The sequence below is a fragment of the Klebsiella sp. 64 genome (assembly GCF_018223915.1).
In the GTDB taxonomy this organism is placed as follows: domain Bacteria; phylum Pseudomonadota; class Gammaproteobacteria; order Enterobacterales; family Enterobacteriaceae; genus Klebsiella; species Klebsiella pneumoniae.
Map to the genome: position 1 here is coordinate 72,887 of NZ_JAGRQZ010000018.1, position 22,058 is coordinate 94,944.

The 22,058-nt window shown below is 56.2% G+C and carries 18 protein-coding genes; 14 read left to right on the plus strand and 4 right to left on the minus strand.

Translation table 11 applies throughout. From position 1 onward, the window contains the following. The first annotated feature begins 89 nt into the window (after positions 1 to 89). The 11 genes from KHQ23_RS13715 to KHQ23_RS13765 all read left to right on the plus strand — a co-directional run bounded on the left by KHQ23_RS13715 (position 90) and on the right by KHQ23_RS13765 (position 11,769). The gene (locus KHQ23_RS13715; protein ID WP_002913894.1) at positions 90 to 1,256 is read left to right on the plus strand and encodes a bifunctional tRNA (adenosine(37)-C2)-methyltransferase TrmG/ribosomal RNA large subunit methyltransferase RlmN; all 1,167 of its coding nucleotides are present in this window, start codon (positions 90 to 92) and stop codon (positions 1,254 to 1,256) included. Positions 1,257 to 1,532: 276 nt separating this feature from the next. Then, a complete protein-coding gene (gene rodZ / locus KHQ23_RS13720) occupies positions 1,533 to 2,528 on the plus strand; it encodes a cytoskeleton protein RodZ (RefSeq protein WP_004149336.1) in 996 nt (331 codons plus the stop codon). Between the two features lie 26 nt (positions 2,529 to 2,554). Further along, a complete protein-coding gene (gene ispG / locus KHQ23_RS13725; RefSeq protein ID WP_002913892.1) occupies positions 2,555 to 3,676 on the plus strand; it encodes a flavodoxin-dependent (E)-4-hydroxy-3-methylbut-2-enyl-diphosphate synthase in 1,122 nt (373 codons plus the stop codon). A 91-nt stretch (positions 3,677 to 3,767) separates the two neighbouring features. After that, positions 3,768 to 5,042 carry a histidine--tRNA ligase gene (gene hisS, locus KHQ23_RS13730; protein WP_004149335.1) on the plus strand — a complete coding sequence of 425 codons (1,275 nt, stop codon included), beginning with the start codon at positions 3,768 to 3,770 and terminating at the stop codon, positions 5,040 to 5,042. 34 nt (positions 5,043 to 5,076) lie between these two features. After that, on the plus strand, positions 5,077 to 5,697 hold the full coding sequence (locus KHQ23_RS13735) for a YfgM family protein (protein ID WP_002913890.1): 621 nt from the start codon (positions 5,077 to 5,079) through the stop codon (positions 5,695 to 5,697). A gap of 10 nt (positions 5,698 to 5,707) precedes the next feature. Then, positions 5,708 to 6,886, plus strand: coding sequence for an outer membrane protein assembly factor BamB (gene bamB / locus KHQ23_RS13740; protein ID WP_002913889.1), 1,179 nt, complete (start codon positions 5,708 to 5,710; stop codon positions 6,884 to 6,886). A gap of 113 nt (positions 6,887 to 6,999) precedes the next feature. Continuing rightward, positions 7,000 to 8,478 (plus strand): ribosome biogenesis GTPase Der, encoded by a 1,479-nt coding sequence (gene der / locus KHQ23_RS13745; protein WP_004144309.1) that lies wholly within the window; start codon positions 7,000 to 7,002, stop codon positions 8,476 to 8,478. A 366-nt stretch (positions 8,479 to 8,844) separates the two neighbouring features. Then, complete coding sequence (locus KHQ23_RS13750) at positions 8,845 to 9,537, plus strand: hypothetical protein (protein ID WP_023285454.1); 693 nt, start codon at positions 8,845 to 8,847, stop codon at positions 9,535 to 9,537. A 221-nt stretch (positions 9,538 to 9,758) separates the two neighbouring features. Then, entirely contained in the window at positions 9,759 to 10,238 is a 480-nt protein-coding gene (locus tag KHQ23_RS13755) for a type VI secretion system tube protein TssD (RefSeq protein WP_020317242.1), read from the plus strand. Between the two features lie 183 nt (positions 10,239 to 10,421). Further along, a complete protein-coding gene (locus tag KHQ23_RS13760; protein ID WP_032432265.1) occupies positions 10,422 to 11,501 on the plus strand; it encodes a Gfo/Idh/MocA family oxidoreductase in 1,080 nt (359 codons plus the stop codon). Between the two features lie 49 nt (positions 11,502 to 11,550). Continuing rightward, on the plus strand, positions 11,551 to 11,769 hold the full coding sequence (locus KHQ23_RS13765) for a zinc ribbon domain-containing protein (RefSeq protein ID WP_004144303.1): 219 nt from the start codon (positions 11,551 to 11,553) through the stop codon (positions 11,767 to 11,769). On the opposite strand, the gene xseA is transcribed toward KHQ23_RS13765, so the two are convergent. Beyond that, a complete protein-coding gene (gene xseA, locus KHQ23_RS13770; RefSeq protein WP_004149333.1) occupies positions 11,753 to 13,144 on the minus strand; it encodes an exodeoxyribonuclease VII large subunit in 1,392 nt (463 codons plus the stop codon). The genes KHQ23_RS13765 and xseA overlap by 17 nt on opposite strands. Before the next feature lie 158 nt (positions 13,145 to 13,302). Here xseA and guaB point away from each other — a divergent pair, with 158 nt between their 5' ends. Both guaB and guaA read left to right on the plus strand, forming a co-directional pair. Continuing rightward, entirely contained in the window at positions 13,303 to 14,769 is a 1,467-nt protein-coding gene (guaB, locus tag KHQ23_RS13775) for an IMP dehydrogenase (protein WP_004151980.1), read from the plus strand. A 67-nt stretch (positions 14,770 to 14,836) separates the two neighbouring features. Further along, positions 14,837 to 16,414 (plus strand): glutamine-hydrolyzing GMP synthase, encoded by a 1,578-nt coding sequence (gene guaA, locus KHQ23_RS13780; RefSeq protein ID WP_004151979.1) that lies wholly within the window; start codon positions 14,837 to 14,839, stop codon positions 16,412 to 16,414. A gap of 94 nt (positions 16,415 to 16,508) precedes the next feature. On the opposite strand, the gene KHQ23_RS13785 is transcribed toward guaA, so the two are convergent. The 3 genes from KHQ23_RS13785 to KHQ23_RS13795 all read right to left on the minus strand — a co-directional run bounded on the left by KHQ23_RS13785 (position 16,509) and on the right by KHQ23_RS13795 (position 21,065). Beyond that, positions 16,509 to 18,377, minus strand: coding sequence for a sulfatase-like hydrolase/transferase (locus tag KHQ23_RS13785; RefSeq protein ID WP_032434906.1), 1,869 nt, complete (start codon positions 18,375 to 18,377; stop codon positions 16,509 to 16,511). Further along, a complete protein-coding gene (locus tag KHQ23_RS13790) occupies positions 18,361 to 19,539 on the minus strand; it encodes an anaerobic sulfatase maturase (protein WP_032409521.1) in 1,179 nt (392 codons plus the stop codon). The genes KHQ23_RS13785 and KHQ23_RS13790 overlap by 17 nt, the downstream gene beginning before the upstream one ends. 293 nt (positions 19,540 to 19,832) lie before the next feature. Further along, positions 19,833 to 21,065 carry an MFS transporter gene (locus KHQ23_RS13795; RefSeq protein ID WP_038989816.1) on the minus strand — a complete coding sequence of 411 codons (1,233 nt, stop codon included), beginning with the start codon at positions 21,063 to 21,065 and terminating at the stop codon, positions 19,833 to 19,835. 73 nt (positions 21,066 to 21,138) lie between these two features. Between KHQ23_RS13795 and KHQ23_RS13800 the strand changes: the two genes are divergently transcribed. Further along, the gene (locus tag KHQ23_RS13800) at positions 21,139 to 22,050 is read left to right on the plus strand and encodes a LysR family transcriptional regulator (RefSeq protein WP_073553568.1); all 912 of its coding nucleotides are present in this window, start codon (positions 21,139 to 21,141) and stop codon (positions 22,048 to 22,050) included. Positions 22,051 to 22,058: the final 8 nt, after the last annotated feature.

Genomic DNA, 22,058 nt, shown 5'->3' on the forward strand with positions numbered 1-22,058 from the left:
GCGCCCCTGGACGAGCAGTCGCTCTCCGGGGCGTTTCTTTTTCAACCCACCTGGGGCCATAACGTGTAATAACGAGGCCGGAAAATATTATGTCTGAACAAATTGTCACGCCTGATACCGCCGCTCTGACGGTGCCGAACAAAGATGCCAAAATCAACCTGCTGGATTTAAACCGTCAGCAGATGCGCGAGTTTTTCAAAAACATGGGCGAGAAGCCTTTCCGCGCCGATCAGGTGATGAAATGGATGTATCACTACTGCTGCGACGACTTTGATGAGATGACCGACATCAACAAAGTCCTGCGCAGTAAACTGAAAGAAGTGGCGGAGATCCGCGCCCCGGAAGTGGTTGAAGAGCAACGCTCAACCGACGGGACCATTAAATGGGCGATTGCCGTTGGCGATCAGCGCGTCGAGACCGTCTATATCCCGGAAGAAGACCGCGCCACCCTGTGCGTCTCCTCCCAGGTAGGCTGCGCGCTGGAGTGCAAATTCTGCTCCACCGCCCAGCAGGGCTTTAACCGCAACCTGCGGGTATCCGAAATTATCGGCCAGGTCTGGCGCGCGGCGAAGATCGTCGGCGCGGTGAAGACCACCGGCGTGCGTCCCATTACCAACGTAGTAATGATGGGCATGGGCGAGCCGCTGCTGAACCTCAACAACGTCGTTCCGGCGATGGAAATCATGCTCGACGATTTCGGCTTTGGCCTTTCCAAGCGTCGTGTGACCTTGTCTACCTCCGGCGTGGTGCCGGCGCTGGATAAACTCGGCGATATGATCGACGTTGCGCTGGCGATCTCCTTGCACGCGCCGAACGACACCATTCGTGACGAAATCGTCCCGATCAACAAAAAGTACAACATCGAGACGTTCCTCAACTCGGTGCGCGGCTATATTTCGAAGTCCAACGCCAACCAGGGCCGGGTGACCATCGAGTACGTGATGCTGGATCACGTCAACGACGGCACCGAGCACGCCCATGAGCTGGCGGCGCTGCTGAAAGATACGCCGTGCAAGATCAACCTGATCCCATGGAACCCGTTCCCGGGCGCGCCGTATGGCCGCAGCTCTAACAGCCGCATCGACCGTTTCTCCAAAGTCCTGATGGAGTACGGCTTTACGACCATCGTGCGTAAAACGCGCGGCGACGATATCGATGCCGCCTGCGGCCAGCTGGCGGGCGACGTCATTGACCGTACCAAGCGTACGCTGCGTAAGCGGATGCAGGGCGAAGCGATTGACGTAAAAGCGGTCTGACAAATGATGACCCGTGCAGCGCAGGCGGCACGGGTCATATTTATGGCCGATAGCCAGGCGAAATACGCTGATTCGGTTAATAATTACGGTGCGTTTTTGTCGACTTTGAGGCAGTATGTAGCGGCACAACAACCGCTTAGCATTCAATTTTGATTCGTCTCTGTGATCGCGCGGCTGACAGTCCTATACTGTGAGGCTGACGTAGCACAGATGTCTCGCGGCGCCGGCTTTTTCCCGCGCTGAACTTTAAATTTCACGTACCAGTAGTTGTAGCGAATGAATACTGAAGCCACTCAAGATCATCAAGAAGCAAACACCACGGGCGCGCGTCTGCGTCACGCCCGCGAACAACTCGGACTTAGCCAGCAAGCGGTGGCCGAACGCTTATGCCTGAAGGTGTCCACGGTTCGTGATATTGAAGACGATAAGGCCCCCGCCGACCTCGCCTCCACCTTCCTGCGCGGGTACATCCGCTCCTACGCTCGCCTCGTACATATTCCAGAAGACGAGCTGCTGCCGATGATGGCCAAGCAGGCGCCCATCCGCGCGGCGAAAGTCGCGCCAATGCAGAGTTTCTCTTTAGGCAAGCGCCGCAAAAAGCGCGACGGCTGGCTGATGAGCTTCACCTGGCTGGTGCTGTTTGTGGTTATCGGTCTGAGCGGCGCCTGGTGGTGGCAAGACCATAAGGCGCAGCAGGAAGAGATTTCGACCATGGCCGATCAGTCTTCCGCTGAGCTGAACGGCGGCGACGCCAACAGCCAGAACGTGCCGCTGGATACCAGCGCCCCTGCAGCCCCGACCGCCGATAGCGCCGCGAACAGCGCGCCAACCGATACCGCCAGCGCACCGACCACCAGCGCGCCGGCCCAGACGCCAGCGGATAATAACGCTGTCGTGGCGCCTTCCCAGGCCAATGTCGATACCGCGGGGACGACGCCGGCAGCTCCGGCTACCACCCCAGCCTCGCCGTTGCCGACCGATCAGGCGAACGTCACGACTCCGGCGGCGTCGGCGCAGGATCTGGTGATGAACTTTTCCGCCGACTGCTGGCTGGAAGTGAGCGATGCCACCGGTAAAAAACTGTTCAGCGGCCTGCAGCGTAAAGGCGGTAACCTGAACCTGAGCGGTCAGGCGCCGTATAAGCTGAAAATTGGCGCCCCGGCCGCGGTACAGATCCAGTATCTGGGCAAGCCTGTCGATTTAAGTCGTTTTATCAGAACTAACCAGGTTGCGCGTCTGACCCTCAATGCCGAATCATCACCGGCGCAGTAACAGACGGGTAACGCGGGAGATTTTTCATGCATAACCAGGCTCCGATTCAACGTAGAAAATCTAAACGTATTTACGTTGGTAATGTGCCAATTGGCGATGGGGCTCCCATCGCCGTTCAGTCAATGACCAATACGCGCACCACCGATGTGGCGGCGACCGTAAATCAAATCAAAGCGTTAGAGCGCGTAGGCGCGGACATTGTCCGTGTCTCTGTTCCGACGATGGACGCTGCTGAGGCGTTCAAACTTATCAAACAGCAGGTTAACGTCCCGCTGGTCGCCGATATCCACTTTGACTACCGTATTGCGCTGAAAGTGGCGGAATATGGCGTCGACTGCCTGCGTATCAACCCGGGCAACATCGGCAACGAAGAGCGCATCCGCATGGTTGTAGATTGCGCTCGCGATAAAAACATCCCGATCCGCATCGGCGTCAACGCCGGCTCGCTGGAAAAAGATCTGCAGGAAAAATATGGCGAGCCGACGCCGCAGGCGCTGCTCGAATCCGCCATGCGTCATGTCGATCATCTCGATCGTCTGAACTTCGATCAGTTTAAAGTCAGCGTTAAAGCCTCCGATGTCTTCCTGGCGGTGGAATCCTATCGTCTGCTGGCGAAACAGATCGATCAGCCGCTGCATCTCGGGATCACCGAAGCGGGCGGCGCGCGCAGCGGCGCGGTAAAATCGGCGATCGGTCTGGGACTCCTGCTGTCCGAGGGGATCGGCGATACGCTGCGCGTCTCGCTGGCGGCGGATCCGGTGGAAGAGATCAAGGTCGGCTTCGATATCCTCAAATCTCTGCGTATTCGTTCCCGCGGCATTAACTTTATCGCCTGCCCGACCTGTTCACGCCAGGAGTTTGACGTTATCGGTACGGTGAATGCTCTGGAGCAGCGTCTGGAAGATATCATCACCCCGATGGATGTTTCGATCATCGGTTGCGTGGTGAACGGCCCGGGCGAAGCGCTGGTCTCCACCCTTGGCGTCACCGGCGGCAACAAGAAAAGCGGCCTGTATGAAGACGGCGTGCGTAAAGATCGCCTGGACAACAACGACATGATCGACCAGCTGGAAGCGCGGATCCGCGCCAAAGCCTCGATGCTCGATGAAGCCCGTCGGATTGACGTTCAACAGGTTGAAGCAAAATAACGTGTTGGGAAGCGATACGCTTCCCGTGTATGATTGAACCTGCGGGCGCGAGGCGCCGGGGTTCATTTTTGTATATATAAAGAGAATAAACGTGGCAAAGAACATTCAAGCCATCCGTGGCATGAACGATTATCTGCCGGGCGAAACCGCTCTCTGGCAGCGCATTGAAGGCTCACTGAAGCAGGTGCTCGGTAGCTACGGTTACAGCGAAATCCGTTTGCCGATTGTAGAGCAGACCCCGTTATTCAAACGCGCGATCGGCGAAGTGACCGACGTGGTTGAAAAAGAGATGTATACCTTCGAAGACCGCAATGGCGACAGCCTGACGCTGCGTCCGGAAGGGACGGCGGGCTGCGTACGTGCCGGCATCGAACATGGTCTGCTGTACAATCAAGAACAGCGTCTGTGGTACGTCGGGCCAATGTTCCGTCACGAGCGCCCGCAGAAAGGTCGCTACCGCCAGTTCCATCAGATCGGCGCCGAAGTGTTTGGCCTGCAGGGCCCGGACATCGACGCGGAGCTGATTATGCTGACCGCGCGCTGGTGGCGTGAGCTGGGCATCTCCGAGCACGTCAGCCTGGAGCTGAACTCCATCGGTTCGCTGGAAGCGCGCGCCAACTACCGCGACGCGCTGGTGGCATACCTGGAGCAGTTTACCGATAAACTGGATGAAGACAGTAAACGCCGGATGTATACCAACCCGCTGCGGGTGCTGGACTCCAAAAACCCGGACGTTCAGGCGCTGCTCAACGACGCGCCGGCGCTCGGCGATTATCTTGACGAAGAGTCGAAAGCCCACTTTGCCGGCCTGTGCGCGCTGCTTGACGATGCCGGGATCCGCTACACCGTCAACCAGCGCCTGGTGCGCGGCCTTGATTACTATAACCGCACCGTGTTCGAGTGGGTGACCACCAGCCTTGGTTCCCAGGGCACCGTCTGCGCCGGCGGTCGTTACGACGGCCTGGTTGAGCAGCTGGGCGGTCGCGCTACCCCGGGCGTGGGTTTTGCCATGGGTCTGGAACGTCTTGTTTTACTGGTCCAGGCAGTGAATCCGGAATTTAAAGCCGATCCTGTTGTCGATATATACCTGGTAGCCTCCGGGACCGATACTCAGTCTGCTGCAATGCGTCTGGCTGAGCAGGTTCGCGATGCGCTGCCCGGCGTGAAGCTGATGACCAACCACGGCGGCGGCAACTTTAAGAAGCAGTTCGCCCGCGCTGACAAGTGGGGGGCGCGCGTCGCGCTGGTGGTCGGTGAATCAGAGATTGCTGACGGAAACGTGGTAGTGAAGGATTTACGCTCAGGTGAGCAAACTACCGTAACGCAGGAGAGCGTTGCCGCGCATTTGCGCACACTTCTGGGTTAATCTCCCGGGAATTATTAGTCAGGAGAAGGACTGCGTGGAAACTTTTAACAACGAGAACGATCAGGTCGATGCGCTGAAGCGTTTCTTTGCCGAAAACGGCAAAGCGCTGGCGGTCGGGGTGATTTTAGGGATTGGCGCGCTGGTTGGCTGGCGCTACTGGACCTCCCATCAGCAGGATACCGCCAGAGACGCGTCGCTGGCTTACGAGAAGGCGACTTCCGCGCTGAAATCGAATACGCCAGAAGTGCTGTCAGGGGCAGAGAAATTCGCGGCTGACAATAAAAATACCTACGGCGCCTTCGCCTCTCTCGAGCTGGCACAGCATTTTGTTGAACAGAACGATCTGCCGAACGCTGAAAAGCAGCTGCAGCAGGGGCTGGCGGCCGCATCTGATGATAATCTGAAATCGGTTATCAGTATGCGTCTGGCCCGCGTTCAGCTGCAAATGAAACAGGCTGATGCGGCGCTGAAAACCCTCGACAGCATCAAAGGTGAGGGCTGGACCGCCATTGTGGCCGATTTGCGCGGCGAAATTCTGTTGAGCAAAGGCGATAAGCAAGGGGCCCGTGCGGCGTGGGAAGCTGGCGTGAAAAGCGATGCTTCTCCTGCGCTCAGCGAAATGATGCGTATGAAAATGAATAATTTGTCCATCTGAGAGGGACTCGATGCAATTGCGTAAATTACTGTTGCCAGGGCTGCTTTCCGTTACCTTGCTGAGCGGGTGTTCGCTGTTTAATAGCGAAGAAGATGTGGTGAAAATGTCACCGCTGCCGACGGTAGAAAACCAGTTTACGCCGTCCACGTCCTGGAGCACCTCGGTTGGCGATGGTATCGGCGAATTTTACTCTAACCTTCATCCGGCCTTTGCCGACGGCGTAGTGTATGCTGCTGACCGTAAAGGCACCGTCAAAGCGCTGAACGCCGACGACGGCAAAGAGGTGTGGTCGGTGAATCTGGCGGAGAAAGATGGCTGGTTCTCGCGCACGCCAGCGCTGCTTTCTGGCGGGGTGACCGTCTCTGGCGGCCATGTTTATATCGGCAGCGAGAAAGCGCAGCTGTATGCGCTGAATACCAGCGATGGTACCGTGGCCTGGCAAACCCGTGTCGCCGGCGAGGCGCTGTCGCGTCCGGTGGTGAGCGATGGCATGGTGCTGGTGCATACCAGTAACGGCCAGCTGCAGGCGCTAAACGAGACCGATGGGGCCGTGAAGTGGACCGTTAACCTCGATATGCCGGCGCTCTCCCTGCGCGGCGAGTCTGCGCCTGCGACCGCCTACGGCGCGGCGATCGTCGGCGGCGACAACGGCCGCGTCAGTGCAGTATTGATGCAGCAGGGGCAGATGATTTGGCAGCAGCGTATTTCTACGGCCACCGGCCCGACGGAAATTGACCGCCTGAACGACGTCGACACGACGCCGATCATCGTTAACGGTGTGGTTTATGCGCTGGCTTATAACGGTAACCTGACCGCGCTGGACCTGCGTAGCGGCCAGATTATGTGGAAACGCGAGCTGGGTTCGGTGAATGATTTCATCGTCGATGGTAACCGTATCTACCTGGTAGACCAGAACGATCGCCTGCTGGCACTGACCACCGACGGCGGTGTAACCCTGTGGACGCAAAGCGATCTGCTGCACCGTTTGCTGACCGCGCCGGTGTTGTATAATGGCAATCTGGTCGTCGGCGATAGCGAAGGCTACATGCACTGGGTTAATCCGGAAGATGGCCATTTTGTGGCGCAGCAGAAAGTCGATAGTTCCGGCTTCCTGACCGACCCGGTGGTTGCCGATGGTCGACTGCTGATCCAGGCGAAAGACGGTACGCTGTACGCGATTACGCGTTAATTACCGCTGTCGTGAGTGATTAAGAAACGGCCCCTGGCAGACAGGGGCCGTTTTGACTTTTTTAAAAACGTCGTTAAGACGATGTTGCTTAGTGATTGTATGAGGCATTTAACATGATACCTGTGGTCGCGCTTGTCGGGCGCCCTAACGTTGGAAAATCCACGCTCTTTAACCGCCTGACGCGCACTCGTGATGCGCTGGTTGCGGATTTCCCGGGGCTGACTCGTGACCGTAAGTACGGTCGGGCCGAAGTCGAAGGCCGCGAATTCATCTGTATCGATACCGGTGGTATTGATGGTACGGAAGAGGGCGTGGAAACCCGGATGGCGGAGCAGTCGCTGCTGGCAATCGAAGAGGCCGATGTGGTGTTGTTTATGGTCGATGCGCGCGCGGGCCTGATGCCGGCGGACATCGCGATCGCTAAACACCTGCGCTCTCGTGAAAAGCCCACCTTCCTGGTGGCTAACAAAACCGACGGCATCGACGTCGACCAGGCAATGGCGGACTTCTGGTCGCTCGGTCTGGGCGATATCTATCCGATTGCCGCTTCGCACGGCCGCGGCGTGACCAGCCTGCTGGAGCAGGCCCTGCTGCCATGGGTCGATGAGGTTAATCCGCAGGAAGAAGTGGATGAAGACGCCGAATACTGGGCGAAATTCGAAGCCGAGCAGAATGGCGAAGCGGAAGAAGAGCCGGAAGACGACTTCAATCCGCAGGATCTGCCGATCAAGCTGGCGATTGTCGGACGTCCTAATGTCGGTAAATCAACCCTCACCAATCGCATCCTCGGTGAAGATCGCGTGGTGGTTTACGATATGCCGGGCACCACCCGTGACAGCATTTATATCCCGATGCAGCGTGACGAGCGCGAATACGTGCTCATCGATACCGCCGGGGTGCGCAAGCGCGGGAAAATTACCGACGTAGTGGAAAAGTTCTCGGTGATCAAAACGCTGCAGGCGATTGAAGACGCCAACGTCGTGCTGCTGGTGATCGATGCTCGCGAAGGGATCTCCGACCAGGACCTCTCGCTGCTGGGCTTTATTCTTAACAGCGGCCGTTCGCTGGTGATCGTCGTTAACAAGTGGGATGGCCTGAGTCAGGAAGTGAAGGAGCAGGTGAAGGAGACCCTCGACTATCGTCTGGGCTTTATCGACTTTGCCCGGGTGCACTTCATCTCCGCCCTGCACGGCAGCGGCGTCGGCAACCTGTTTGAATCGGTACGCGAAGCCTACGACAGCGCTACGCGCCGCGTAAGCACCGCGATGCTGACCCGGATCATGAACATGGCGGCGGAAGATCATCAGCCACCGCTGGTGCGTGGCCGTCGCGTGAAGCTGAAATACGCCCACGCCGGGGGCTACAACCCGCCTATCGTGGTGATCCACGGTAACCAGGTCAAGGATCTGCCGGATTCCTACAAGCGCTATCTGATGAACTACTTCCGTAAATCCCTGGACGTGATGGGCACGCCAATCCGTATCCAGTTCAAGGAAGGGGAAAACCCGTTCGCTAACAAGCGTAACACCCTGACGCCGAACCAGATGCGTAAACGTAAGCGCTTGATCAAGCACATCAAGAAAAGCAAATAAGCTATCAGCAAGATTTACCCACCAACATGAATCCTTCAAAGCCCGCTCTGCCGGGCTTTTTTATTAAGGCCGATTGTAGCGACGCAACAACGCGCATGATTGGCATGTATATCTGCAAGTATCCTATGAGATTTCTCATTTGCCAGCTTCGCTTGCTCAAGCAATTGTTTGAGTACGCTATGATAATATATACGCAGAAAGTTATCGCAATGATACGAGAGAAAACGCATCTGGATATATCGGAGAAAATCCACGGTGTCGCTCTTCTGTAATATGGAAGAAACTGGAGAGTCTACTTTATGGCTGAGTATTGTGGTAAATTGCGGTTCTTCCCAGGATGGGGAAATTAATCGGCAAGGAGCGATTATGTATTACAGCAATGTTGTCATCAGCTATTTACAGGCCAATAAAATTCTCGCAATGAAACTTGATCGCGCTGTTTCAGGCATAGAACAACGGGTTTCCGGTCAGGTTAAAACAATAGGTGCTGGCGTTACTCGAATCCTATATTATACATCCTGTTTTACTGATGAGTATCAGGATGTATGTAAAAAGCAGAAGAATGAGGATGTTAGATTTGCTAAAGGTATCTACCATCTTTTACAGCGTAAGGATATTGTATATGAAATGCTGAAAATATATTTTGAAGAAATATTTAAGCACAAAACAACAGAGCAGTTAGAGCATATTAAAAGAATTCTGATGGCTGTTAACATTCATATCGCTGCAGACTCTCTAACCAAATCTGGATTTGTTTTAGCTACGGCTACCTGTGTTTCGGTAGGCATGAAAGTAAGCCTTGATATGGGAGCGATTGCTGGGCGTTCTGCGGGGGTCGCCGTTACAGTGGCTGGCATGTATGGCGTTGTGCAGAGGGCTGCAGATAGCGCTGAGCGTCTCCGAATCTGTTATCCTGCATTCTTTTCTATACTATACGAACAAGAACTTGAAATGATGTATTTCCTGGTGGCGCCATTATTTGAACATGCCGACGCTTTTAAAGCCCAATGGGCTTCAGAGGCAGAGCTCGCTAATATCATCGAAAGAATGATTAGGTAGTGATGATGTCATTTATTAAAAGAGCGCTTTTGTGGTTGTTCCAGCAATTAATTTCGCTGTATGCCCCGCCACTTTGCATTGTCATATTTGCAGTGGTTTTTTTTCAAATTTTTCCTGAGGGGCCGGTTTGGCCTGTTGGTATATTCGCTGTACTTATGATTATTATCTTTGGGCGCTATGTGAAATGGTAATTCTAACGTTATTTATGATAAGGAAATTGTATGTCTACTCCCGCACATTTATGGCTTGAAGATGAAAACGGTTCTCCGATCATTGGAAGCTGCATGATGCCAACGCGTCTTGGATCTATTGAGTTAAAATCATTCTCTCATGGTATTACTATTCCAGTTGATCCAAGCTGGGGAAAACTGACAGGTACGCGAATACATCGTCCTGTGTCGATAGTGAAGGAATTCGATCAGACAACACCGCTTTTGTATCGTGCCGTGTGTGAGGGGCGCCCGATGAAGAAGGCGATTATAAAGATGTATCGCATTCTGGAGGCGGGCATTGAGGCCGAGTATTTCAATATCATCCTGGAGAACGTTAAAGTCACTACGGTTGCGCCGTATTTATCACCTACTGGTATGAGCAGTACCCACCTGGAAACGCTCGAGATGCGTTATGAGGCGATCACCTGGAAATACATGGACGGAAATATTTACTACCGCGACTCATGGAATGACCGTTGTTGTGCATGACTCCATTATTCTCACGCAAAAAATGCCAGGTATCTCGTAGTAGGTACAATTTTATACATCAATTCAAAGTTGAAATTCATATTGGTGGGTTTTTGTGGCCGCCATGCCGGTAAATGTCAAAACCTTCCGCCATAATCCCGCGATACTTCGCCGGGAACAGAGCGGCTCAAAGGTGGACTTACTATGCAGATTGGTTTTATCGGCCTCGGCGCGGTGGTGGAAACCGCCTATTTACCGGCGCTGCGTCGCCTGGGGGACGTCATCGACCGCTGCCAGGGCTATGACCTGGACTGCAGCAGAGCGCTGCCGGGGATCCAGCGCTGTAGTTCGCTGTCGGCGCTGCTGGCCGAACCCCTGGATACGCTCTTCATTACCACCTCATCACTTCAGCATCTGCCCGTACTGGAGAGGGCGTTAGCCAGCGGCATTTCCCGCATCGTGGTGGAAAAGCCGATCGTGGCCAACCTTGAGCAGGCCGCCCGGCTGCGGGCGCTGCTGGCGCCGCCTGAGCAGGCCGCGCGGGTGCTGGCTCTTGACCACTGGATGGCGCGAGGCGTTGCGCTGAACGCTCCTGGCCCGCTGTGGCGGGCGGAAGGGGAGGCCAGCGGCTTGCCTCCGCCGCACCTGTCAGCGCAGGATATCGTCTGGCTCGAAGGCTCTTTGCAGGAGCCAAGCGGCTTTAACAGCGCTGGTGAGCCGGTCGCACTCAATTTTGCCACCGGGGAGCTGGATACCCGGCAGCTGCGTCACCCTGATGGGGTGATCCTCGATATCGGCACCCATGTCCTGGCGATGCTCCGCGAAACCCTGCACGCCAGCGGAAGCGATACGGCGCTGAGCCTTTCCCTTCGGGTGGCGAAAGACCGCCTCGGCCATGACATTGCTCCTGGGGATACGAGCACTGCCGAGGGGGAGGCGCATCTGCAGGGAACCCTGGGCACTATCCCGCTCAATATCTGGCTCAACAAATACGCGGGTCCCGCGGGCGGGCAAAAGGGAATGCGGATAGGACTGCGGGACGGGCGAATAATTACCTTCGATCGCGCCCCTGAGGGCGAAGTGGTGACGCTACAGGACGGCGAGCGGGTGCAGCGCTGGACCCGGCCCGGGGCGATCTATACGCACTGTCTTGATGAGCAGATCCTCGGCGCTGATAATCTGTTTATCCGGGCGCCGGACAGCGTGGCCGGGCTAACGCAGCGTAGGCTTGAGGAAGTGGAATGGCTGCTCAGGTTGCAGCAGCAATTACGCGGCCCGCATTAAACCCGGAACATGATAAAATAGGTGCAGATAAACGTTGAAAGGAATGGTTATGGAACTTGATTGCCCTCTGTGCCACGCGCCGTTAGATGTCAAAGGCAGTAGCGCGCATTGCGCCCAGTGCGAAAGGGTATTTACCCTTGAGGCCCGCTGCCCGGAATGCCACCAGCCGCTGGAGGTGCTGAAGGCGTGCGGCGCGGTGGATTACTTTTGCCAGCATGGGCATGGCCTTATCTCGAAAAAACGGGTGGAATTTATTCCGCTGGTTTAGTGGGCGAAGGCTTTCTGGCCCGCGTTTTTTTCACCGGCGCGATCTGCTTCACTTCGCTTTCGACCCAGCCGTCTTTCAGGCGGGTGGTGAGCAGATCGCCGGTTTTGACCTGTTTTGTCTGCTTCAGCACCGTACCGTCGCTCACCGAGGTGACGCTGTAGCCCCGCGCCAGGGTGGCTAAGGGGCTCACCGCCTCCAGATGGGTCACCGCGTTGCCAAACCGTTCACGCCGCTCGCTGAGGCGGCCACGCATAATTTCCGCCAGCCGGTATTCCAGCTGCTGGATCCGCGACTGCGCGCGGTGGATCCGCGGCTGCGGGTTGTAGTGATTCAGACGCTGAACGGTGCGCTTTTGCCGCTGTTCTGCGCGCTTAAGCTGTGACTCCACGGCGATACGCATCCGTTGGCGCAGGCGTTCCAGGGCGGTCTGCTGGCGGGCCAAGCGCAGCTGTGGATGCTGTTGCTGCAGGCGATGGAACAGCTGGGTAAAACGGCGCTGGCGACTGGCGAGGAAATAGTCCATCGCCATTTCCAGCCGCTGCTGTCCGGACTGCAGCTGGCGCAGCAGCTCCTGCTGGTTGCGGCTGACGATTTCCGCGGCGGCTGAGGGAGTCGGTGCCCGCAGGTCGGCAACAAAATCAGCGATCGTGACGTCGGTTTCATGGCCGACGGCGCTGACGATAGGGATCTGGCTGGCGAAAATAGCCCGCGCCACCCGCTCATCGTTAAAACTCCACAGATCCTCCAGCGAACCGCCGCCGCGTCCGACAATCAGTACGTCACACTCCTGGCGCGCGTTGGCCAGCGCGATGGCGCGCACAATCTGCCCGGGGGCGTCGTCACCCTGGACCGCGGTTGGGTAGATGATCACCGGCAGCCCGGGATCGCGGCGCCTGAGGACATGGAGAATATCGTGCAGCGCGGCACCGGTTTTCGAGGTGATGACGCCGACGCAGTGGGCGGGAGAGGGGAGCGCCTGCTTATGTTTTTGCTCGAACAGTCCTTCCGCCGTTAACTGCGCTTTCAGCTGCTCATACTTCTGCTGCAGCAACCCTTCGCCGGCGGGCTGCATGCTTTCGACGATAATCTGGTAGTCGCCGCGCGGCTCATACAGCGTGATGTTGGCGCGAACCAGCACCTGCTGCCCGTGCTGCGGGCGGAACGTGACCCGGCGGTTGCTGTTGCGGAACATCGCGCAGCGCACCTGGGCGTTATCGTCTTTTAAGGTGAAGTACCAGTGGCCGGAGGAGGGCTGGCTGAAGTTAGAGATCTCGCCGCTGATCCAAACCTGGCCCATTTCGCGCTCAAGCAGCAGACGCACCGTCTGATTGAGGCGGCTTACGGTAAAAATTGCGGGGGATTGAGAGGGTAACATGTGAGCAAGATCAAACTTTAAATCAGCAGGTTATTCAGTCGATAGTAACGCGCTCAGAGGGGATGGCAAGTATTATTTGCAAAAAAGGGTAGATGCAATCGGTTACGCTCTGTATAATGCCACGGCAATATTTATCCACCCTGGTCGAGATATTGCCCATGCTACGTATCGCTAAAGAAGCCCTGACGTTTGACGACGTCCTCCTCGTTCCCGCTCATTCTACCGTTCTGCCGAATACTGCCGATCTCAGCACTCAGCTGACGAAAACCATTCGTCTGAATATTCCTATGCTCTCCGCAGCCATGGATACCGTAACGGAAGCGCGTCTGGCTATTGCCCTGGCACAGGAAGGCGGCATCGGCTTTATTCACAAAAACATGTCCATCGAGCGCCAGGCGGAAGAAGTTCGTCGCGTGAAGAAACATGAGTCCGGCGTGGTCACCGACCCGCAGACTGTTCTGCCGACGACCACTCTGCGTGAAGTGAAAGAGCTGACCGAGCGCAACGGTTTCGCCGGCTACCCGGTGGTTACCGAAGAAAACGAGCTGGTTGGCATCATCACCGGCCGCGACGTGCGTTTCGTCACCGATCTGAACCAGCCGGTCAGCGTCTACATGACGCCGAAAGAGCGTCTGGTCACCGTTCGTGAAGGCGAAAGCCGTGAAGTGGTCTTCGCTAAGATGCACGAAAAACGCGTTGAGAAAGCGCTGGTCGTGGATGAAAGCTTCCACCTGCGCGGCATGATCACCGTCAAAGACTTCCAGAAAGCAGAACGTAAACCGAACGCCTGTAAAGATGAGCAGGGCCGTCTGCGCGTAGGCGCGGCGGTCGGCGCTGGTGCCGGCAACGAAGAGCGCGTAGACGCGTTGGTAGCGGCAGGCGTTGACGTTCTGCTGATCGACTCCTCGCACGGTCACTCAGAAGGCGTTCTGCAGCGTATCCGTGAAACGCGCGCGAAATATCCTGACCTGCAGATCATCGGCGGCAACGTTGCCACTGGCGCAGGCGCACGCGCGCTGGCGGAAGCCGGCTGCAGCGCGGTGAAAGTGGGCATCGGCCCGGGCTCCATCTGTACTACCCGTATCGTCACCGGCGTGGGTGTGCCGCAGATCACCGCTGTTTCCGACGCGGTGGAAGCGCTGGAAGGGACCGGTATTCCGGTTATCGCTGACGGCGGTATCCGTTTCTCCGGCGATATCGCCAAAGCGATCGCCGCCGGTGCGGCGGCGGTGATGGTTGGCTCCATGCTGGCGGGTACCGAAGAGTCCCCGGGTGAAATCGAACTCTATCAGGGTCGCTCTTACAAATCCTACCGCGGGATGGGCTCCCTTGGCGCGATGTCCAAAGGCTCCTCTGATCGCTATTTCCAGAGCGATAACGCCGCTGACAAACTGGTGCCGGAAGGTATCGAAGGCCGCGTGGCCTATAAAGGCCGCCTGAAAGAGATCATTCACCAGCAGATGGGCGGTCTGCGTTCCTGTATGGGTCTGACCGGCTGTGGTACCATTGACCTGCTGCGTACCAAAGCTGAATTCGTACGCATCAGCGGTGCGGGCATTCAGGAAAGCCACGTTCACGACGTGACCATCACCAAAGAGTCCCCGAACTACCGTCTGGGCTCCTGATTTCTTCGCCCGACCTTGCGTCGGGCGATTTATTTACTCTGTTTCACTTGCCTCGGAATTAGCGTCAATGACGGAAAACATTCATAAACATCGCATCCTCATCCTCGACTTCGGGTCTCAGTATACTCAGCTGGTGGCGCGTCGCGTGCGTGAGCTGGGCGTCTACTGTGAGCTGTGGGCATGGGATGTCACGGAAGCACAGATCCGCGAATTTAATCCAAGCGGCATCATTCTTTCCGGCGGCCCGGAAAGCACCACCGAAGAGAACAGCCCGCGCGCGCCGCAGTATGTGTTCGAAGCAGGCGTGCCGGTATTTGGCGTCTGCTACGGCATGCAGACCATGGCGATGCAGCTGGGCGGCCATGTAGAAGGTTCTAACGAGCGTGAGTTTGGTTACGCACAGGTTGAAGTGGTTAACGACAGCGCGCTGGTGCGCGGTATCGAAGATTCCCTGACCGCAGACGGCAAACCGCTGCTGGACGTGTGGATGAGCCACGGCGACAAAGTGACCGCCATCCCAGCGGACTTCGTAACCGTCGCCAGCACCGACAACTGCCCGTTCGCCATTATGGCCAACGAAGAAAAACGCTTCTACGGCGTGCAGTTCCACCCGGAAGTGACCCACACCCGTCAGGGAATGCGTATGCTGGAGCGCTTCGTGCGCGACATCTGCCAGTGCGAAGCGCTGTGGACCCCGGCGAAAATCATTGACGACGCCGTTGAGCGTATCCGTCAGCAGGTTGGCGACGACAAAGTGATCCTCGGCCTCTCCGGCGGTGTGGACTCTTCGGTGACCGCGATGCTGCTGCACCGCGCTATCGGCAAAAACCTGACCTGCGTATTCGTGGACAACGGTCTGCTGCGCCTGAACGAAGCGCAGCAGGTGATGGAGATGTTCGGCGACCACTTTGGCCTGAACATTGTTCACGTTGAAGGCGAGCAGCGTTTCCTCGACGCGCTGGCGGGTGAAAGCGATCCGGAAGCGAAGCGTAAAATTATCGGTCGCGTTTTCGTGGAAGTGTTCGACGAAGAAGCGCTGAAGCTGGACGACGTCAAATGGCTGGCGCAGGGTACCATCTACCCTGACGTTATCGAATCTGCCGCTTCCGCCACCGGTAAAGCGCACGTCATCAAATCTCACCACAACGTGGGCGGCCTGCCGAAAGAGATGAAGATGGGCCTAGTTGAGCCGCTGCGTGAGCTGTTCAAAGACGAAGTGCGTAAGATCGGCCTGGAACTGGGCCTGCCGTACGACATGCTCTACCGTCACCCGTTCCCGGGCCCCGGCCTTGGCGTGCGCGTGCTGGGCGAAGTGAAGAAAGAGTACTGCGACCTGCTGCGTCGTGCGGACGCTATCTTCATCGAAGAGCTGCACAAAGCTGACCTGTATAACAAAGTCAGCCAGGCGTTCACTGTGTTCCTGCCGGTTCGTTCCGTCGGCGTGATGGGCGATGGCCGTAAATACGACTGGGTGGTTTCCCTGCGTGCGGTGGAAACCATCGACTTCATGACCGCGCACTGGGCACACCTGCCGTACGATTTCCTCGGCCGCGTCTCCAACCGTATCATCAATGAAGTGAACGGTATCTCCCGCGTGGTGTATGACATCAGCGGCAAGCCGCCAGCAACGATTGAGTGGGAATAATCCCCGGCGTTAGCTGAATGAAACGAAACCCTCTGTGTTTACAGAGGGTTTTTTTATAGCTGCTACATTAAGGTCTCCCACCTGACGGCAAGCGCTAATCGCGCATATATTGATGCATCTGGGCCGCCGACATGTCCCACTGGCTTCCTTCAAACGGGGGCATATAGCTGCCATCATCTTCGCCAATCTCAGCGGCAGTGAGCTGATTGAGTTTATCGTTCATAGTCATTAACAGATCCCGGTATTTCTCTGGCTCCCGGGCGAGGTTATGATTTTCTTCGGGGTCGTTAACCAGATCGAAAAGTTCAACATCATTATTCTCCAGCAGTTCGGCCAGGGTAGCAGGAATATGATGCTGCTTGAGCGAAAAGTAGCGGGCAAATTTATAGTGTCCATCGTTGATCATACGGATCCCTGAGCGATGGGAAAAATCAGGATGGAGTGACGCGATCGCTTTTTTAAATTGATCGTGCGGGAGTTTTTCTCCAGCCAGCTTTCTGAATTTTGCCGTGTATTGCGCATCCATATACAGGATCATGCCGTAACAATAAAGCGAACCCGGACGCAGCGCATTTAAGCCCGCTTGCTCAGGATGCGCCAGTAATGGGCTCATATCCCGGCCTTTTCTGCCCTCCAGGACTTTCTCTCGCAGCGAGCGATCGCGTCCAGTCAGACCAATCAGGGTCGGTACTAAATCCAGATGATTGGTCAAACTGTTGCAGCGGATATTTCCCGGATACGCCGGATGGCGAATGATCATCGGCACATGGATCTGCTCTTTGTACACCGAGGAACCTTTACCATGCATCTGGTGGGAGCCACCGAGTTCCCCATGGTCGGCGGTAAAGACGATAATCGTATTTTGCGTCAGCTGCAGGTTATCCAGCTCATTGAGAATCGCCTCAAGATGCAGGTCATTGTCGCGAATACAGTTGAAATAATAATCCAGTAATTTGCGCCAGCGCCGGTCTTCATCGGGGAACTGTCCCTCCATCACCGCCCTGGCATTCTGGTACTCTTTATGGGCGGCAGGTCTGCCAGGCTCATCGAGCGACTGATGGCGGTTTGCAGGCAGCGGATAGTCTGGCCAGCTTTGCTGATAGATTTGGTTGTGCGGGGGTTGGGTTGGCAGCAGGGTGTGGTTTTCTTTATCCATTGGCCCTTTCCACTGCACCTGCTCACCATGCTCATCGGTGTCGATAAACATGACATCGTGGGGGTTAACCAGGTTTACTGCCGCGAACCAGGGCTTATTTTCATCATTCAGCGGGCGGCCGGTGTTACGTAGCCAACTAATGGTCTGCCCCGTGGTGACTGAATCAAAGAAATAGCCGCCCTTACTTTTCCCGATGACATCGCCAATGCCGTGATAATCAGAGAAACCATACTTTTCCATAATTTCATGCAGTCGCGGCGTCGGGATCTCGCCCAGGTCCATTTCTTCTACCGATTTACCAGCGACCGGCTGATCGATCTCCCGGGTAAGATGCCATTTACCTTTATACGCCGTGTAATAACCCAGTTCACTCATCATATGGCCCACGGTACGTAATTCCGGGTCCAGATCGTAATTCATCCAGGGGAAGCCAAGATTATCAAACATCCGGGTGTGCGGCATATGGAGCCCGGTGTACATGACAGAGCGCGATGGCGTACAAACGTTGGCCGTGTTCTGATGATTGGTAAAAGTGATACCCGTTTTCATCAGGCGTTCCCGGCCCGGCACCGGAAAGGGATACCGCTCGAAATAACGTTCCTGATCGCAGGTTATTAGTAAAATATTGTAGCCTTCGGGCAGTGTGTCAGGGATTTCGCCGGTGAAAGGAATATCCCATGCCGCTTTCGGGGCGGCATTATTTTGTGCGGCGTTTCCCGTCTCTGGTAACAGGCTCACGACAGCGGCAATCCCCAGACCTTTGAGGAGATCGCGGCGATTTCCATCTATTTTATTTGGTTCTTTCATCTTCAGACTCCGTTAATTGTAATATATTTTGCCGAATCTCCGGGATAAGACTCATAATGAGCGCGGGCGGCTGGCAATTTAATAAAAGCCTTCGCATGACGTTCATATAGGGCGTGATATGGCCGAAAAAAGTTAAATAGCCGCTGCACAGGTAATTCTGTGCTTCGTCGTCATGGATGGTAAAACGGTGTTTAGGGCATCCCCCATGGCAGGCAAAGCGCCAGTGGCAGCTCTGACAGCGGGCAGAGAGTTGGCCCTTTTGCTTCCCGAACTGTTGCTGAAATGGCGAGCTCGCCATCGCTGCCATAGCATCTTGCTTCAGATTACCCAGTTTATATTCCGCTGAGACAAAGTGATCGCAGCTGTAGACATCGCCGTTTTGCTCCACCAGTAAACTCTGCCCACAGACAGGCTGCATGGTGCAGAGCGTGGCGGGCTGGCCGGCCCATACGCCGAGCAGATTATCAAAGTACTGGATAAACACCCTGCCAACATCGTTTTCCAGCCAGTCGTCGAAAACACTGCACAAAAATTTGCCCCAGCCCTCAGGGGTAACTGACCAGGGAGCAGGGGAGTCAACGAGAGGAATAAACTGGAGATGGTGAAGGTTTAGCTCGCGGCTCAGGCAGCGATAGAGACTTTTCCCCTGGCTTGCAGACTGGCGGCTGACCACCACCATGGCATTTACCGGAACGTCATGCTGCTGCAGGCAGCGTATGGCCTGCACAACTTTTTCCCAGGTGGGTTTTCCGCAGCCCGTCGTACGCCAGGTGTCGTGGAGTGACGCAGGGCCATCAATGGATAATCCGACCAGAAATCCATGACGACGCAAAAAACGAGCCCATTTATCGTTCAGCAAGATGCCGTTGGTTTGCAGGCTGTTGGCGATGATTTTGTTACCACGGTAACGCTGCTGGAGCTCGACCACCTTTGCAAAAAAATCCAGCCCGCATAAGGTAGGCTCACCGCCCTGCCAGCAAAACTCGACGTTTTGCGAGGGGGTCGATGAAATGGTGTTGTGAATGTACGCTTCCAGCGTGAGGTCGTCCATGGTGGCATACCCTGGACGCGGAACCTCGTTTTCCAGATAAAAGCAATACCGACAGGCCAGATTGCATCGATTGCCGCCGGGTTTTGCTACGGTATTAAAATTAGCGCTCATTCTTTGCTATGCTCGAACGTTTTCGATGAGGAAGAGAGTAAAGCTAATTGTGTTACCGGAGGTGTGGCTAATGTTACCGATGGCGACTGGCTTTATTTTTTGGATCATTATGCAAGCGAAAAATACAGGCGGTATCGTTATTTTTCGCAGGTGACAGCATGCCCTGCTATTCTCTTAAAAATTTCATTATTGATTTGGTGAATGTATTTTCATTAAAAATTTATAGTATGAATAATGCCTGCCATATGGCTATAAGCGCAGGCGTAAATTATCAAGGGCGTAGTGATCCACGTTTACTCTTCAGCAAGGTTGTTTTTGGCTATCGGTTGGTCAACGGCCGCTGCCGGATATTCTACATTACGTTCATACTGCGCCTTACCCGCCTCGCGCACCATCGCCAGCGCCAGTCCGGCAACGATCAACGTTAACCCGGTGGACACCCACATTCCGCCGATAATGCCCAGCCGGTGGTTCAGCCATGCGTAGGCAAAGGGTGAAACAGCTGCCATCAGTTGCCCGGGGATCAACAGGAGACCCGTGCGGCTGGCGTAGCTTTCTGCGCTAAACAGCGCCAGCGGCAGCGTCGCTTTGACAATCGTCACCAGCCCGTTAATCGCGCCATAGCCCAGCACAAACCCGGCTGCGCATCCGGCAAAGGTCGTGCTGCTCAATCCAAGGAGAAAACAGAGCGGCATGGCGAGCGCAGTAAAACGCGTTAGCGTGAGTGAGGTGACCCGGGGACCGGCCAGCACTTCCCCCAGCCGGGCGCCGGTCTGGCCGAATCCCCACAGCATACCGACGGCAACCGGCAGACCAAAGTGGCTGATAAACTCCGGCAGATGGGTAGAGGTACCGTTAGAGATGAAGGTGATCAGCGCAATAAAGATCGCGTAACGCGCCCCGTTACGCCGGTCGCCCTCTGCTGTCGCTGGCGAGGCTGGTGATTTCGCCGCTGAACTGAGCCGCTGGCGAGGCAGTTGATAACTCAGCCATGCGCTCAGCAGGCCAAACAGCGCATAGATCCGCAGGGCATTCTGCCAGGGCATGATGGTTAATAACGCCTCGCCCAGCGGCCAGAAGAGGGCAGAGGCCAGACCGCCAGCGAGAGTGATATGAGAGATAGTTTTCCGCGCCTGCTGACCGTACAGATTCACCACTGCGGCGAACAGCGCATCATACAGTGAGAGCCGCATGCCGATGCCGGTCAGCAGCCAGGCGCCGTACCAGCCGGCCAGCGAAGGGCGCCAGGCCATCATGGCGCAGCTGGCGGCTATCAGTAAGGTACCGCTGGTGACCACCAGTCTTCCGCCAAAGCGAGCCAGCAGCCTGGCAACGAACGGGGAGACAGCGGCCATCATCAGCATCGCAAGCGTCAGGCCGAGATAGATCTGCGGCAAGGACCATCCTTTGTCGGCGGCAATAGCCCCGGCAAAGGTGCCGGGCATATAAAAAGAGATCCCCCAGTTGATGAGTTGCTGACCGCCCGCGGTGAAGGCAAGGCGTCGGGGAATAGCGTTTATTTCCATGGTTTTTCATTCCGTTAAGACAGTTGTCCTGAGCATACCCGGCAGGCTATTGTTCTGGCAGAGCGGCCACCTTATGCGCGGTATAAGAGAAACTTTTATGACAACACTGAACCTGGGAAATCTGGCGACCTTCCGGCTGGTCGTACAGCGCGGCAGCTTTTCTGCCGCCGCCGACGCGCTGGGGATCTCCCAACCTGCCGTCAGCCTGCAGGTACGTCAGCTGGAGCAGTTTTTACAGACCAGGCTGCTGGAGCGAACCGGACGTGGGATCAAGGCGACGGCGGCGGGAATGGCATTGCTGGCCCACAGCGAGCAGATCGATCGGGCGGTGAATAGCGCGGTGCAGTCGGTCAGCGCATTCAGTCAGGAGGTTAATGGATCGTTGACGCTGGGGACTGGCGCGACGGCCTGCATTCATCTTCTTCCACCGCTGCTGCAGCATCTTCGTCAGCAGCACCCGCTGCTGACGGTGGGGGTGACCACCGGCAACACGCTGGATATCGTCCGCGCGGTGGAAGAAAACCGGCTCGATCTCGGGCTGGTCACGCTGCCCGTGCAGGGGCGCAGTCTGGCGGTGACTGCGATGTTAGATGAGGAGTTCGTGACCATCTATGCCAGCCGCGAGACGGAGATGCCGGCGGTTTATACTCCCGCCGAGCTGCAGGCGCAGCCGCTCATTGCCTTCGAGGCGGGTAGCGGCACGCGGGATCTGATTGACTGCTGGTTCCGCTCGGCGGGACTGGCGGTGACGCCGGTAATGCAGTTGGGGAGCATCGAGGCGATTAAGCGCATGGTGCGGGCAGGGCTGGGCTACAGCATCGTGCCCCGCATGGCGGTGGAGCGGGTGGAGGATCGCGACGGATTACGCGTACACTCGCTGGCGCCGCGGCTATACCGACAGCTGGCGGTAGTCATGCGTCAGGACAAAATTGTGACAAAAGGTATCGCTGAAATGCTGCGCCTGCTGCATACCGTGCGCTTATAAATCGCCGA

What these genes read in the sequence shown, in the direction of transcription:
- ispG (WP_002913892.1), top strand. Translation starts at nt 2,555, where the DNA reads ATGCATAACCAGGCTCCGATTCAACGTAGAAAATCTAAACGTATTTAC.
- KHQ23_RS13785 (WP_032434906.1), bottom strand. Translation starts at nt 18,377, where the DNA reads ATGAAAGAACCAAATAAAATAGATGGAAATCGCCGCGATCTCCTCAAA.
- xseA (WP_004149333.1), bottom strand. Translation starts at nt 13,144, where the DNA reads ATGTTACCCTCTCAATCCCCCGCAATTTTTACCGTAAGCCGCCTCAAT.
- KHQ23_RS13765 (WP_004144303.1), top strand. Translation starts at nt 11,551, where the DNA reads ATGGAACTTGATTGCCCTCTGTGCCACGCGCCGTTAGATGTCAAAGGC.
- KHQ23_RS13800 (WP_073553568.1), top strand. Translation starts at nt 21,139, where the DNA reads ATGCGCGGTATAAGAGAAACTTTTATGACAACACTGAACCTGGGAAAT.
- der (WP_004144309.1), top strand. Translation starts at nt 7,000, where the DNA reads ATGATACCTGTGGTCGCGCTTGTCGGGCGCCCTAACGTTGGAAAATCC.
- KHQ23_RS13755 (WP_020317242.1), top strand. Translation starts at nt 9,759, where the DNA reads ATGTCTACTCCCGCACATTTATGGCTTGAAGATGAAAACGGTTCTCCG.
- rodZ (WP_004149336.1), top strand. Translation starts at nt 1,533, where the DNA reads ATGAATACTGAAGCCACTCAAGATCATCAAGAAGCAAACACCACGGGC.
- bamB (WP_002913889.1), top strand. Translation starts at nt 5,708, where the DNA reads ATGCAATTGCGTAAATTACTGTTGCCAGGGCTGCTTTCCGTTACCTTG.
- KHQ23_RS13715 (WP_002913894.1), top strand. Translation starts at nt 90, where the DNA reads ATGTCTGAACAAATTGTCACGCCTGATACCGCCGCTCTGACGGTGCCG.
- KHQ23_RS13795 (WP_038989816.1), bottom strand. Translation starts at nt 21,065, where the DNA reads ATGGAAATAAACGCTATTCCCCGACGCCTTGCCTTCACCGCGGGCGGT.
- KHQ23_RS13750 (WP_023285454.1), top strand. Translation starts at nt 8,845, where the DNA reads ATGTATTACAGCAATGTTGTCATCAGCTATTTACAGGCCAATAAAATT.
- guaB (WP_004151980.1), top strand. Translation starts at nt 13,303, where the DNA reads ATGCTACGTATCGCTAAAGAAGCCCTGACGTTTGACGACGTCCTCCTC.
- KHQ23_RS13760 (WP_032432265.1), top strand. Translation starts at nt 10,422, where the DNA reads ATGCAGATTGGTTTTATCGGCCTCGGCGCGGTGGTGGAAACCGCCTAT.
- KHQ23_RS13790 (WP_032409521.1), bottom strand. Translation starts at nt 19,539, where the DNA reads ATGAGCGCTAATTTTAATACCGTAGCAAAACCCGGCGGCAATCGATGC.
- guaA (WP_004151979.1), top strand. Translation starts at nt 14,837, where the DNA reads ATGACGGAAAACATTCATAAACATCGCATCCTCATCCTCGACTTCGGG.